The 14,871-nt window shown below is 29.5% G+C and carries 12 protein-coding genes and 1 other annotated feature; of the genes, 1 reads left to right on the top strand and 11 read right to left on the bottom strand.

Annotated elements, in window-relative coordinates; translation table 11 throughout:
- Positions 1-95 precede the first annotated feature (95 nt).
- From TEGL_RS13915 to TEGL_RS13950, 8 genes are all read right to left on the bottom strand, one after another.
- The gene (locus tag TEGL_RS13915; protein WP_026255015.1) at positions 96-2,270 is read right to left on the bottom strand and encodes a hypothetical protein; all 2,175 of its coding nucleotides are present in this window, start codon (positions 2,268-2,270) and stop codon (positions 96-98) included.
- A gap of 17 nt (positions 2,271-2,287) precedes the next feature.
- Positions 2,288-2,545, bottom strand: a complete 258-nt coding sequence (locus tag TEGL_RS13920) for an IreB family regulatory phosphoprotein (protein WP_018589670.1) — start codon at positions 2,543-2,545, stop codon at positions 2,288-2,290.
- Positions 2,546-2,563: 18 nt separating this feature from the next.
- Positions 2,564-5,203, bottom strand: a complete 2,640-nt coding sequence (gene alaS / locus TEGL_RS13925; RefSeq protein WP_018589671.1) for an alanine--tRNA ligase — start codon at positions 5,201-5,203, stop codon at positions 2,564-2,566.
- A gap of 166 nt (positions 5,204-5,369) precedes the next feature.
- Positions 5,370-5,587, bottom strand: a binding site (T-box leader).
- Positions 5,588-5,652: 65 nt separating this feature from the next.
- Complete coding sequence (gene mnmA, locus TEGL_RS13930) at positions 5,653-6,741, bottom strand: tRNA 2-thiouridine(34) synthase MnmA (protein WP_018589672.1); 1,089 nt, start codon at positions 6,739-6,741, stop codon at positions 5,653-5,655.
- A gap of 141 nt (positions 6,742-6,882) precedes the next feature.
- Complete coding sequence (gene nifU / locus TEGL_RS13935) at positions 6,883-7,326, bottom strand: Fe-S cluster assembly scaffold protein NifU (RefSeq protein ID WP_018589673.1); 444 nt, start codon at positions 7,324-7,326, stop codon at positions 6,883-6,885.
- A 44-nt stretch (positions 7,327-7,370) separates the two neighbouring features.
- Positions 7,371-8,561 carry a cysteine desulfurase NifS gene (nifS, locus tag TEGL_RS13940; protein ID WP_026255016.1) on the bottom strand — a complete coding sequence of 397 codons (1,191 nt, stop codon included), beginning with the start codon at positions 8,559-8,561 and terminating at the stop codon, positions 7,371-7,373.
- Positions 8,562-8,575: 14 nt separating this feature from the next.
- Complete coding sequence (locus TEGL_RS13945; RefSeq protein WP_018589675.1) at positions 8,576-9,037, bottom strand: RrF2 family transcriptional regulator; 462 nt, start codon at positions 9,035-9,037, stop codon at positions 8,576-8,578.
- Positions 9,038-9,243: 206 nt separating this feature from the next.
- Positions 9,244-10,017, bottom strand: coding sequence for a GNAT family N-acetyltransferase (locus tag TEGL_RS13950; protein ID WP_018589676.1), 774 nt, complete (start codon positions 10,015-10,017; stop codon positions 9,244-9,246).
- A gap of 223 nt (positions 10,018-10,240) precedes the next feature.
- On the opposite strand from TEGL_RS13950, the gene TEGL_RS13955 reads away from it, so the two are divergent.
- Positions 10,241-10,456 carry a hypothetical protein gene (locus TEGL_RS13955; protein WP_018589677.1) on the top strand — a complete coding sequence of 72 codons (216 nt, stop codon included), beginning with the start codon at positions 10,241-10,243 and terminating at the stop codon, positions 10,454-10,456.
- Positions 10,457-10,509: 53 nt separating this feature from the next.
- Here the strand turns inward: TEGL_RS13955 and TEGL_RS13960 are convergent, their stop codons facing one another.
- The 3 genes from TEGL_RS13960 to topA form a co-directional block, all read right to left on the bottom strand.
- Entirely contained in the window at positions 10,510-11,787 is a 1,278-nt protein-coding gene (locus tag TEGL_RS13960) for a replication-associated recombination protein A (protein WP_018589678.1), read from the bottom strand.
- Positions 11,788-11,841: 54 nt separating this feature from the next.
- Complete coding sequence (gene codY, locus TEGL_RS13965) at positions 11,842-12,627, bottom strand: GTP-sensing pleiotropic transcriptional regulator CodY (protein ID WP_018589679.1); 786 nt, start codon at positions 12,625-12,627, stop codon at positions 11,842-11,844.
- Between the two features lie 142 nt (positions 12,628-12,769).
- The gene (gene topA / locus TEGL_RS13970) at positions 12,770-14,845 is read right to left on the bottom strand and encodes a type I DNA topoisomerase (protein ID WP_018589680.1); all 2,076 of its coding nucleotides are present in this window, start codon (positions 14,843-14,845) and stop codon (positions 12,770-12,772) included.
- Positions 14,846-14,871: the final 26 nt, after the last annotated feature.

Here is a 14,871-nt window from a genome sequence, read left to right on the forward strand (position 1 = left end):
TTAATTTTTACATAAATATAATTAATAGATACCTTTATTATTCTATATTGTATTAAAAAAACTAGCCAGAATTAAATTCTGGCTAATTTCAATTTCTATTCTATTTTATCGTTAAAAATTATCATGTTAATACTTATAATTAATATTGGTATTAATATATATATGGATGCTGTAGCTGCTGCTACAATTCCAGAATCATTAACTAACAATGTTATTAAGCATCCTACCATAGATGCAATAAATCCTTTAAATATCATAGGATATTTATTAGATATATTCTTCATATGTTTAGAAGGTCTAAATATGAATATACCAATTACAGCTATTCCTACTAATAATATGTTTACCCATACAGATGATTTAGCAAGCTTTAAGTTCATAGATATTTTTCTACCAAATGTATTAAATATAGCTTGTGGACCTTCTTGTAGTATTTGTTGAGTAAATACTCCTAAATGAGACTCCATTCCTAGCATTAAATCTAATCCTGCAAATATTAAAACCAATACAACTGCTGATAATCCTAATATCATGATTTTTTTGAAGTCTAACTTAACATCAAATATTAGCATAATAAATAATAAGTATGCTATACATTCAGATATGGCACCACCAACATTTGCACCCATTGAAGGGAATGCACTTGTAATAAGTATTACAACTGATAATACTATGGTGAACCACTTTGGTATTTTTTTATAATTAAGAAGTACAGATAATGCAAATACTGCACTTGCTATTGTTACACCTTCATACTCATTACCAACTCCGTAATATCTAGCTCCAACTATTGCATCATAACTCATTATACAATTTTTCATAAGAGGTGTTCCTATAACTGAGTCAAAAACAATTAAAGCTATGGTAAGGAATGCATAATATCCCATTTGTTTAATATCATTATCTTTAAACAGTAATCGTCCTGATAAATAAAGTAAAATGGTCATTATAACAACACCACTTACTAGACCTAACTGCCCCTTAAAATTAAATATAGGTGATAGTAATAATGTTAAAGGCATTATCAATCCTAATTTAATTAACTCTTTTAATATTACAAATATTTTTTCTTTGTGAGGTAGCTTATCTTTACATAATAGGGCTAGCATTGCTATTACCCATGATGCAGATACAATTCCAACAAAGGTATTAACAACTGTAGATCTTATATCATTTATTGAAACTATTTTTTCATATTGTGAAGATAAGTAATTTATATTATCATCTTTTTCAATATTGTTTAATGCTCTTCCTATCATAGCTTCATTTTTTAGGTCAAATTCATTTAAAATATCAACACCTAAATCTAAGTTAGCTATTATTCCATCTCTTCTTGTTGTTGCACTTTCTAATAATCCTTTTTTATTATTAGAAAATTTAATAACAGGAGCTAGACGCCTTTTATTATTATAGTCTAGGGTACTTGGAAATTCACTTACAATATATACAACATCATTTTCACCTATCATATTAAATACTTCTTTTAAATATGTATTTATATAAGAGTAAATTTGCTTTCTTGTTTTATTATATGTATTTTCATTTAAGTTTAATTTGTACTCATCTAATCTATACGTGTCACCAAGTTCTACAAATAAAGCATCGCTGTTTTTATAATATGTTTTTGTGTCAGCAGTTAATTTGTCGTAGTCAGTTCTTAGCCCATATGGCATATTTAAATCTTTTACAGTAATATCATCAACATTTCCAGAATCCACACGGCCTGAAGTGTCCATACATATTAATCCCGCATTTCTTATTTTTTTTAATTGATTATTTTCTACAATATCACTGTTACCTAATAACGCTACTTTTTTGTTATTAGCAGATAATGTTTGACCAAGTAGTCCTAATGTAGAACCATAACTTCCACTTTCAATATTGTTATTAATAGATTTATTTATAGCTAGGTTATTTATACCTTTTGGATTTTCTCCAGTAGATGCCTTGTATATTTTACTATTCTCATCATTTAGATTTTCAAAAGATATAGCTTCATTATTAACTACATTGGCTCTACACCCAGCACCTATACTAGCATATGATCTTGCATCGTCATTTCCTTGATCACCTCTAGTATTCATTAAACCAATATATCCACTCTTGCTTAGTTTTTCTTTTAGAATAGGTATTCTTTGTAAATCATTTATATTAGCCCTATTCATACTTATATAAATGACTTTACCTTCTTCTGCTGCAAAGGAATAATTGGGAATAAATCCAATACATATCATGATTAATAATAATAATGATATTATTTTTTTCCTCATTATAATTGACCCACTTTCTATTTTGATAGATAACACTTAAGAATTTCTTCTAGCAATTCATCTCTTTCGTATTTTCTTATTACTGTCCTAGCGTCTTTGTAACTTGTTATATAACTAGAGTCACCAGATAGGATATATCCTATCATTTGATTGATAGGATCATATCCTTTTTCTTGTAGAGCTTGATAAACATAATTTATTGTTTCTCCTACGCTCAAACTTTTATTTTCTGTAACTCCTTCGAATTTTACTGTATAATCGAAATTATTATCCAAAATAATTCCCCCTTTCAGTTATTTAATTTGGCTTTTTATAACCTCACTTGCATAACTTAAAGCTTCGTCTACTTTTGATATATCAGTTGCTCCAGCTTGTGCCATGTTTGGTCTTCCGCCACCTTTACCATTAGCTATTTTTGCAACTTCTCTTACAATATTTCCTGAGTGTATACCTTTTTCTATTACATCATTTGTTGCTGTAACAACAAAGTTTACTTTATTATCTACTACATTTGAAAGAACTACTACTCCACTTCCAACTTTATCTCTTAGAGAGTCTGCTGTTTCTTTTAAAGAATTCATGTCTATTCCTTCAAATTTAGCACACAGTAAACTTACTCCAGACACATCAACTTTTGAATCTAATAAAGCATCAACTGATTGTAAATTTAATTTAGTTTTTGCATCTTGTAATTCCTTAGTTAAAGATTTATTTTCTTCTACTAAAGTATGAGCTCTTTGAACTAAATTATCTTCTTTTGTTTTTAAAGCTACACATATGTCATTTATTACTGTATCTCTGTTTGTTAAATATTCATAAACAGATTTACCAGTTATAGCTTCAATTCTCCTAACACCAGCTGCTACTCCTCCTTCAGATAATATTTTAAATAATCCAACTTGAGAAGTATTGTTAAGGTGAGTTCCTCCACAAAGCTCTACTGAATAGTTGCCCATAGATACAACTCTTACCTCATTACCATACTTTTCGCCAAAGAGTGCCATAGCTCCTTTTTCTTTTGCATCTTTTATATTCATAATTTCACAATTTATGTCTAATGCATCTAAAATAGCAGTATTAACTTTTTCTTCTACTAATTTTAACTCTTCTTTTGATATTGGTTCAAAGTGAGTTACGTCAAATCTTAATCTTTCTGGAGTTACTAAAGAACCAGCTTGGTTAACATGATCACCTAGAACTTCTTTTAATGCTTCATGTAATAAGTGAGTTGCAGTATGGTTTCTTGCAGAGGCCATTCTTATTTCTTTGTCAACTTTTGATTCTAATTTATCACTTACACTTATTTTACCTTTTTTAACAAATCCTATGTGTTTTATAGTGTTGTTTGCACCTTTTTTAGTATCAACAACTTCAAATATAGTCTCTCCATTTTCTAATGTTCCTATATCTCCAGCTTGTCCTCCACCTTCTGCATAGAAAGCAGTTTTATTTAATACTACTACAGCTTTTTCACCTTCACATATAGTACTTACTACTTCATCACCTTTAACTATGGCAGTTACATTACCACATAGCTTTAAGTTTTGGTATCCATCAAATGTTGAAGCTATACTTTCATCTAATGTTGATAGTGGATCTTCTTTCCAACCTTCGTCTTCCATAGCACCTCTATCAGCTCTAGCTCTTTGTCTTTGCGCTTCCATTTCTTTCTGGAATCCATCTTCATCTATCTCAAAATCTTGTTCTTCAAGAATTTCCTGAGTCAAGTCCATAGGGAATCCATAAGTATCGTATAATTTAAATGATTTTTCCCCACTTAAAATTTTTTCATTGTTTGCTTTTAATTCAGCTATATAAGAGTTTAATATTTCAACACCTTGGTCTAAAGTTTCGTTGAATTTTTCTTCTTCTATCTTAATTACTTTTTTAACATAGCTTTCTTTTTCTACTAATTCTGGATATGCTTCTCCACTTACTTTTTTAACTCTGTCAAATAGTACATATAAGAAGTCTTCTTTAATTCCTAATAATTTTCCATGACGAGCAGCTCTTCTAAGCAGTCTTCTAAGAACATATCCTCTTCCTTCATTTGAAGGTAATACACCATCAGCTATTAAGAAACTCATAGCTCTCATATGGTCAGTTATTATTCTTATAGATACATCATTTTTAGCATCTTCTCCATATTTAACATTTGCTAATTCTTCTATTCCTTCAATAATATATTTTATAGTATCTATTTCAAATATATTATCTACGTCTTGCATTATACAAGCCATTCTTTCAAGCCCCATACCAGTATCTATGTTTTTGTTAGCTAGTTCTGGATAAGTTCCATCTTCTTGTCTATCAAATTGAGTGAAAACTAAGTTCCAAAATTCTAAATATCTATCACAATCACATCCTGGTTTACAATCTGCATTGTCACATCCGAATTTTTCACCTCTGTCAAAGTATATCTCTGAACAAGGTCCACATGGTCCAAGTCCTATCTCCCAGAAGTTGTCATCCTTTCCAAGTCTAACCATTCTTTCTTCTGGCACACCAATTTCTTTAACCCAATAATCATAAGCTTCATCATCGTTTAGATAAACAGTTACCCATAGTTTATCTTCTGGTATATGTAGATGTTCTGTTATAAATTCCCATGCCCATGTTATAGCTTCTGTTTTAAAGTAATCTCCAAATGAAAAGTTACCCATCATTTCAAAGAAAGTACCATGTCTAGCAGTTTTACCAACATTTTCTATATCACCTGTTCTTATACATTTTTGACAAGTAGACATTCTTTTACTTGGTGGTACTTCCACTCCTGAGAAATAATTTTTAAGTGGTGCCATACCTGAGTTTATAAGTAATAAACTTTTATCATTGTTTGGTATTAAAGATGCACTTTTACCTACATAATGTCCTTTTGATTCAAAGAACTCTAAAAATCTTTTTCTAATTTCATTAGCTCCTAAGTTTTGCATTAGCTTTACCTCCTATAAATTTATATCTTTTACTTTACAAATAAAATTTCCTATTTTTTCTATTATTTAAGTAATACAATATCTTACCCAAAATTAAATTAGTAAATATATTTTTGATTTACTTTGCTCAAAATAAATTAAAAAACCTCGCACCTATATAAAACTATATAGGGGCGAGGTATATTCGCGGTACCACCCTAATTATCATAATAAACATGATATCTTCGGAAAACCTTAGCTATAACGTAACTACCGTCAATCTATACTTAATTTCCAGATTGATACTCCAAGACTGCTTCAAATATTCTATTCTAGGAGTTCTCACCATTTCTCCTTCTCTGTGAAGACCTTAAATATTTTACTACTTCTTTTCATTGTATTTAAATTATTTGTAAAATTATATTTTCTTATAGTAATTCTACTAAATTTTCAATTTATAATCAAGTCTATTATAAACTTTTGTCTATAATTCCTCCTCCAACTACTTTGTCTCCTTGATACATTACAACAGATTGACCTTTAGTAATAGCTCTTTGAGGTTCGTCAAATACTATTCTTATTGAGTCTTTCCCGTTGTTGTATACTGTAGCTGGTGATGGTTTTGCAGAGTATCTAATTTTAGCTTCTACTCTAATTGGTTCTGTAATCTCATCTACTGCTATTAGATTAACATCCTTTGCAATTAATTCATTGTTGAATAAATCGTCATTTGATCCCAAGATTACTTCATTAGTTTGTGGGTTTATATCAAGAACAAACATAGGTTTACCAAAAGCAATACCTAGTCCCTTTCTTTGTCCTATTGTGTAATAAATTATTCCTTTATGTCTTCCTAAAATATTACCTTTAGTATCTACAAAGTTTCCTTCTTTAATACGTTTATTTGAATGTCTTTTTACATAGTTTGCATAATCATTATCTTTTACAAAACAAATTTCTTGGCTATCAGGTTTGTTGTGAACGTCCATTCCCATTTCTTTTGCAATTTCTCTTACTCTATCTTTTTCATAATCTCCAATCGGAAGCAACGTATGCTCTAATTGCTCTTGTGTTAGATTATATAATGCATAAGTTTGATCCTTTTTATCAGTTACTGATTTAACTAAGTAATGTCTACCAGTTTCTTCGTCTTTTTCAATCTTAGCATAATGACCAGTTGCAACATAATCACAACCTAGTGCCATGGCTCTTCTGTATAAGTCGTCAAATTTTATATGCTTATTACATGCTATACAAGGGTTTGGTGTTCTTCCTTGTAAGTATTCATCAATAAAATAATCTATTACTTTTTCTTTAAATACATCTTTAAAATTTAATACGTAAAATGGTATGCCTATTTTGTCTGCAACAGCCCTTGCATCTTCTACTGCTGCCAGCGAACAACATCCACCGTCATTTTCTATTAAATCATATTCTTCATCGTCTTGCCATAATTTCATAGTAACGCCGATTACTTCGTATCCTTGTTTTTTTAGTAGGTATGCAGCAACAGAACTATCTACCCCACCACTCATACCTATCATTACTCTTTTGCTCATTTTCTAAATCACCTCATTCTCTATATTATATATACTTTAAAAGAATTTTAAAAGTATATTTTTAAATTCTCAAAATTTATTGCTTCTTTGACAAAAAAAATCTTTGAGATAAGTTACCCCAAAGATTTTATTTATTTTATATTAGTCTTCTTCTATATCATGGTGATGATCATGATCATCGTCTATAACCACATCATCTAATTCTGGTATGTGTATATTATTTTTTTCTGCATAGTCTATTAATGCTGCCTTTATAGCTTGTTCTGCTAAAACTGAACAGTGCATTTTAACTGGTGGTAAACCATCTAGTGCTTCAGCAACAGCCTTATTAGTAATTGCTAAAGCTTCATGTATGCTTTTACCTTTTACCATTTCTGTAGCCATTGATGAAGAAGCTATAGCTGAACCACATCCAAATGTTTGGAATTTAACATCCTTTATTATTTCATTTTCTATATCAAGAAAAATTTTCATTATGTCTCCACATTTAGCATTCCCAACTTCACCTATTCCACTTGCATCTTCTATTTGTCCAACATTTCTTGGGTTTAAGAAATGATCCATTACTTTATCACTATATTGCATAATCTTTTCCTCCTAATATTTTCTAATCTATCTATTTTAATTTATTATTTATTTTGTTCTTTTAAATAAGTTTGATATAAAGGTGATAATCCTCTAAGTCTTTCTATTACTTTTGGAAGATGTTCTAATATATAATCTATATCATCTTCAGTAGTAAAATCTCCAACAGTAAGTCTTAAAGAACCATGTGCCCATTCATGAGTTAATCCTATTGCCATTAATACGTGAGATGGATCTAGAGAACCTGATGTACAAGCAGAACCACTTGAACCGGCTATTCCTACTTGATCTAATAACAGTAATATTCCTTCACCTTCTATAAATTCAAATGAGAAGTTTGCATTACCTGGTAGTCTATCAGTTCTATGACCATTTAATATTGTATGAGGTATTTTCTCTAATACACCTTCTATAAGTTTTTCTCTAAGTCTTGTTAATTCTGATATATGATGTTCCATATTTTCTTTAGCTATTTCTGCCGCTTTTCCATATCCTACTATTGCAGGTATATTTTCTGTACCAGCTCTTTTTCTCTTTTCTTGAGCTCCACCATGTATAAGATTGTGTATTCTTACACCTTTTTTCATATATAAAGAACCTATTCCTTTTGGTCCATATATTTTATGAGAAGACATACTCATTAAGTCAACATCTATATCTTTAACATCTACTGGTATATTACCAGCTGCTTGAACTGCATCTGTATGCATTAAAGCACCATGTTCATGAGCTATTTTAGCTATTTCTTTTATAGGTTGTATAGTACCTATTTCATTGTTAGCATACATTATACTAACAAGTATAGTAGTATTTTTTATTTCTCTTTTTAATTGTTCTAAATCTACTTTTCCATTCTCATCAACATCTAGATACGTAACTTCAAATCCGTGTACTTTTTGTAAATATTCACAAGTATGAAGTATAGCATGATGTTCTATTTTACTTGTTATTATATGATTCCCTTTATCTCTTCTTGCAAAGGCAGCTCCTTCTAAAGCCCAGTTATCACTTTCACTACCACCATTTGTGAAATATATTTCACTTGCATCTGCATTAATAAGTGATGCTACTTGTTTTCTAGATTTATCTAAAGCCGTTTTTGCCTCTCTCCCAAATAAGTGGAAACTTGAAGCATTTCCAAAGTAATCAGTTAAATATGGCATCATTTCGTCTAATACTTCTTTTTTTACTGGAGTAGTAGCTGAATAATCCATGTATAGTCTTCTTTTTTCCATCATAAATTCATCTCCTATTTTTTATTATTCATTAGTTCTGTTATATCAAATTCTTTTATGTTATTCTTCTTATTGTAGTCATCAACCATATCTTGTAGTGTAATGGAATTTAATACATCCTCAATTCCTTTTTTTAACTTTTCCCATACTAATTTGGTAGAACAATCATTTGAGTTTTCACATACTCCTTCTTCAATAATGCATTGAGATAGTGCTACTGGTCCCTCAAGTATAGCAAGTACATCACCTACAGTAACTTCATTAGGTGCTTTGTTAAGAAGATATCCGCCTTGTGCGCCTCTTACACTAGTTATTAATTTTGACTTCTTCAATGTAGAAAATATTTGTTCTAAATACTGCTCTGGTATTTTTTGTTTACTTGCAATCATGTTTAAAGGCATAGGCCCTTCATTTACATGCAAAGATAATTCAAATATTGCCTTCAGTCCATATTTACCTTTAGTTGATAATTTCATTTTTTATCACCCTCTGTGTCCATTACAATTCATAGTAAACTTGTATGAATTACTTTGATATCATTGTATTATTTCCTACCATTTTTGTCAAGATTATTTCTGACTATTTTTATCGGAATTAATTTCTTAATTTAATGATAATTAATTTATACCCACAAATAAAAAAAGATAACTTGAAAATTCAAATTATCTTTTTACAATTTTTTCTATTTTCGATATATACTCCAATATCCAATTTGTTCAAATCCCAGCATTTTATAAATAGCACCTGCTGCTTCATTATCACAAAATAAACAAGGGATCCTATTTTCTTCTAGCAATTCATTACAAATCTTTATTAGGCATTTGGTAGCATAGCTTCTATTTCTATATTTAGGATGAGTTCCTACCCCTATAATCATAGCATTATGTCTATTTTCTGAAGTTGTTTTAGCCATAGAAACTATTTTTCCTTCTCTTTCTATACAGTAACCTCTTCCAGTTTTTAAACTAGACTTAATATTATCTACTGTTGTATCTTCAAATTCATCTATTTCTTCATACAATTTTACTATTTTATTTAAATTACCAAATCTAATTTTTCTAAGCTTAATATTATCTTCTATGTACGGAGGTAGTAGGTTTTTATTAATTAATTTAAAAATATTAACTTTTCTATATCTTCCTAGACAAATCTTTGTCTCTAATTTCTCCAGTGTTTGTGATTTTCCACAGACCTCTTCACAACTACTTTCGTTTATAAATTCTGCGAAATCATCTACATCAAACTTATCATAAGCATAAAATATAATAAATTCAAAACATTTTAGTAAGATACCTTCAATTTCTCCTTCTTCATTTATTCCACCATAAATGCTAAAAAAATAACTATCATAGCCATATCTTTCAATATCACTTAATAAAAATATATTCACTTCTTTTTCTTTATGCAAATATTCAATAACTTTCTTATGATAAGTACTATTTAGTCTTTGAATCATTAACATTCCCCCTGATATATAATTATCATTTATTAAAATTACTAAAAACTCCTCAATATTAATCATAAGTTTATTTAATCTCACTTGCAATTAAAAATTGTGCTTACTAATATATATAGTTAAATAATTAATTTTTTATGATTTTTATTGGTAATCTTTTATAAGAATTTTAAATTATTTAAAACAGATAATAATCTTATAATATGTAAAAGGATGTGTAAAAATGACTGACAAAAAAAGACCTAGCACAAAAAAAATGAAAGATTATGAAAATGAGAAATTAGAAATAGCTAGTGAATTAGGAACAATTAATATGAATGATGTACAAGTAAATGTTAAAATAGCCGCCCAAGATGAAGCAAAATATAGCAGTAAAACTACTACAAAACAACATAATTTAAATAATCAAATGAAAACTACACCTCACGAAAAAGTATAGTTTAATGTTACTAACAAAATAAAAAACAAGTATACCATTGGTATACTTGTTTTTTATTTTGATGTATTTTTAATTAATTTCCAATAATTTTCGAAAGAACTTTCATTTTTATTTTTACCATGCACATAATATTTTTTATCCTTTATCTCATCTGGTAAATACTGTTGCTCTACATAGTGATTTTCAAAGTTATGTGGATATTTGTATTCAACACCCCTACCTAATTTTTTAGCTCCAGCGTAGTGAGCATCTTTTAAATGATCTGGGATTTCTCCAGTTTCAATATTATCCAAGTCATACAAAGCCATATCAATAGCATTTATGACTGAATTTGATTTTGGACATTGTGCCAAATATATAGTTGCTTGCGCAAGAGGTATACGCGCTTCTGGAAAACCTAATTGAAGTGCTGCTGAAACACAAGCCTCAGTTATAGTGATAGCCTGAGGCACTGCCAATCCAACATCTTCACTTGCAACACACAATAATCTTCTTGTTATAGACTGAAGATCGCCTGCTTTTATTAATCTTGCCAAATAATGAATTGCACCATCGGCATCAGATCCTCTTAATGATTTATGAAAAGCTGACAATATGGAATATCCGTCATCTCCGCCTTTATCATAGTTTAGCATTTTTACAGAAGAGCAATTTATAACATCATCTAGAGTTACTTTCACTGAATTATTAAGAATATCTATTCCCACATTAAATACTAATTCTAATTTATTTAAAGCACTTCTCATATCACCATTACAAGTATCTGCAATATACTCCAAAGCCTTTTCTTGTATACTAATACTTTCATATGAATACAAACCTTTCATTTTGTTCACAGCTCTATTTAGACCTTTTAATATATCATTTTTTACAATAGGCTTAAATTCAAATATTGTACTTCTACTTAAAATAGCCTTATATACTACGAAGTATGGATTATCTGCAGTACTAGCTATCAATGTCACCGATCCATCTTCTATTACTTCTAATAAAGATTGTTGCTGCTTACGATTAAGAGCTTGTATTTCATCAAGCATTAAAAGTATACCGTTGTATGAAAACAAATCTTGTTTATTTACATCAATTACTTCTTTTATTTCTTTTACTCCACAATTGACAGCATTTAACTTTACATATTTTTTATTTGTACAATTTGCTACAATATTTGCAAGTGTTGTTTTACCCGTGCCTGGTGGACCATATAATATCATATTTGGAATAGTATTATTATCTAATAATTTATTTATAATTTTTCCTTTACCAATTATATGAGATTGTCCCACCATATCATATAAACTTTTAGGACGTAATTTATCTGCTAAAGGTTGCACATCTTTCACTCCTTTATATGTAAAAAAGGTATCTTATAAAGATACCTTTTTTTATTAATAATTACTTCTTACTTTTTTAAGTTCTGGTATTAACTTATCATTAAGAATTTTTATGTGAGTCCCCTTCATTCCTAAAGATCTAGACTCAATTACCCCTGCACTTTCAAATTTTCTAAGAGCATTTACAATTACTGATCTTGTTATTCCTACTCTATCTGCTATTCTACTTGCAACAAGTAAACCTTCATTACCTTCTAACTCTTTGAAGATATGTTCTACTGCTTCTAATTCTGAGTAAGACAATGTGCCTATAGCCATTTGAACTATTGCAGTTTTTCTCATTTCTTCTTCCATTTCTTCACTTAGGCCCCTTAGAATTTCCATACCTATTACTGTAGCACTATACTCAGATATGACTAAGTCATCATCTGTAAATATATCATTATATCTTGATACTACTAGTGTACCAAGTCTTTGTCCACTTCCTAGTATAGGAATGATTGTATGATATTTTTCTAATCTTCCTTGTTCATCTGGAAATACATCTAATACTTTCTCTCCTGTTAGGTTTTCCAGTGTTTCATCAATTTTTAAAACTCTATCTGTATAAGCTTTAGGGAAAATTTGTAACTTAGTTTCTTCATCTTCTATAACAGAACTATCTTGAATATCCGTTAAATGAAGACCTATAACTTTTCCTTTTGCACTTATCACATATATATTAGCATCTAATACTTCCCCTAATGTTTCTGCTAATATATCAAATGATACACTACTACCTCCGCTTGTTTGAAGAGTTTTGTTGATTCTTCTTGTCTTTTTTAATACTTCACTTGCCATTTAATCATCTCCTTAACGAAGTTTAAAGAATTTAATATTCTATAGTCGTTTACTTATTTTACCTATTTCATTCTAACACAAAAATGTACACTAAACAATAAATTGTTTGTATTTTTGCCAATATTCTGTCATCTCGATAATTTTATTCCAAAATTCTTCCTTCAGCTTTACACTCTTTATTAGAACATATCTCTTTTGTTTCACTTTTTGTTTGTTTTTCTATCATGTAAGAACCACATTCTTTACAAATTTCTCCTGTGGGTTTGTACCAGCTTATAAAATCACATTCTGGGTAACTTGAGCATCCATAAAAAGCTTTACCTTTTTTAGATTTCCTAAGAATAATGTCTCCTTCTTTACACTTAGGACATTTTACTCCTACTTTATTAACCAATGGTTTTGTATTTTTACAATCTGGATAGTTTTTACATGCCATAAATTTACCAAATCTACCATATTTAATAACCATATTTGAACCACATAGTTCACATATTTCATCAGTTTCTTCATCCATATTAATTTTTTCTATTTTTTCGTTAGCTTCTTCTATAGCTTCCTTTAAAGGCTCATAGAACTCACCAACAACACTTTTCCATCTTATGTCGCCTTCTTCTATTTCGTCTAGTTTACTCTCCATCTGAACGGTAAAGTCAACATCGATGAATTTTTGGAAGTTTATATTTAAAATATCAGTTACTATCATTCCTAACTCTGTTGGATGTAAACTAGTTCCTTGTTTTTCAACATAACCTCTATTTAGTATAGTTGTTATTGTAGGAGCGTAAGTACTTGGTCTACCTATACCAAGTTCTTCTAAAGTTTTAACTAAACTAGCCTCAGTGAATCTTGCCGGTGGCTGAGTAAAGTGTTGAGAAGGCATAAATTGATTAACTTCTAGCTCATCATTTTCTTTTATTGGAGGTAAAATTTTATCTTCTCTTTCTGTAAAATTATAAATCTTAGTGTATCCATCAAATTTCATTACTGAACCTGTTGCTCTAAATAATGCATTGCCTATTTTGCAATCTACATTTAGTACATCGAATACAGAGTCTTCCATCTGGCTAGCTACAAATCTTCTCCAAATCAAATTATAAAGCTTAAATTGATCTTTACTTAATGAACCTTTCACACTATTTGGTGTTCTAAGCACTGAAGTTGGCCTAATAGCTTCATGGGCATCTTGTACTTTTTTCTTTTCTTTAGTTTCTTTTTTATCAATATTAACTTTATAGTAGTTTTCTCCTAATTCTTCTAAGATATATGATTTTGACTTTTCCTTAGCCTCTTCGGATATTCTCTTTGAATCTGTTCTTATGTATGATATAAGACCTACTGTTCCTTCTCCTTCAATATCCACACCTTCATATAACTCTTGAGCTATTATCATTGTCTTCTTAGTTGTAAAAGATAACTTATTAGCTGCATCTTGTTGAAGCACACTAGTTGTAAATGGCTTTGGAGCAGACTTTCTTCTTGTTTTAGATTCAATTTTTTCTACTATTAATTTTCCATTTTTTATATCATCTAAAATTTTATTTACTTCTTCTTCATTATTTAAATCCATTTTTTCATTATTAAATGATACAAATTTAAATAATACAATTTCTCCATCTTGAGTTTTTCCTTCAATTTCTAAATTCCAATATTCTTTAGGTACAAATTCATTGATTTCTCTTTCTTTTTCACATATTAATTTTGTTGTTACTGACTGTACCCTACCTGCACTAAGTCCTTTTCTTACTTTTGCCCAAAGGATTGGACTTATTTGATATCCTAAAAGTCTATCTAATACCCTTCTCGCTTGTTGAGCATCTACAAGTTTTAAATCAATATTCCTAGGACTTTTTATAGCTTTTTTGATAGCATCTTTTGTTATCTCATTAAATTCTATTCTACATTTATCATTTTCGTCAATGCCAAGTATATATGATAAATGCCAAGAGATTGCCTCTCCTTCTCTATCGGGGTCTGTTGCCAGATATACTTTCTTAGATTTTTTAGCTTCTTTTTTTAATTCTTTAATTAAATCACCTTTACCTCTGATATTAATATATCTTGGTTCAAAATCATTATCTATATCAACACCTAAAGTACTTTTAGGTAAATCTCTAACATGACCAACTGAAGCCTTTACAGTATAATGGCTTTTTCCTAAGAATTTTTCTATTGTTTTAGCTTTTGCAGGCGATTCCACAATTACCAATGTTTTCGCCATCTTTACACCCCCACCCTTAAATTATT

Origin of the sequence: Terrisporobacter glycolicus ATCC 14880 = DSM 1288 (assembly GCF_036812735.1) — a bacterium.
Classification (GTDB): Bacteria; Bacillota; Clostridia; order Peptostreptococcales; family Peptostreptococcaceae; genus Terrisporobacter; species Terrisporobacter glycolicus.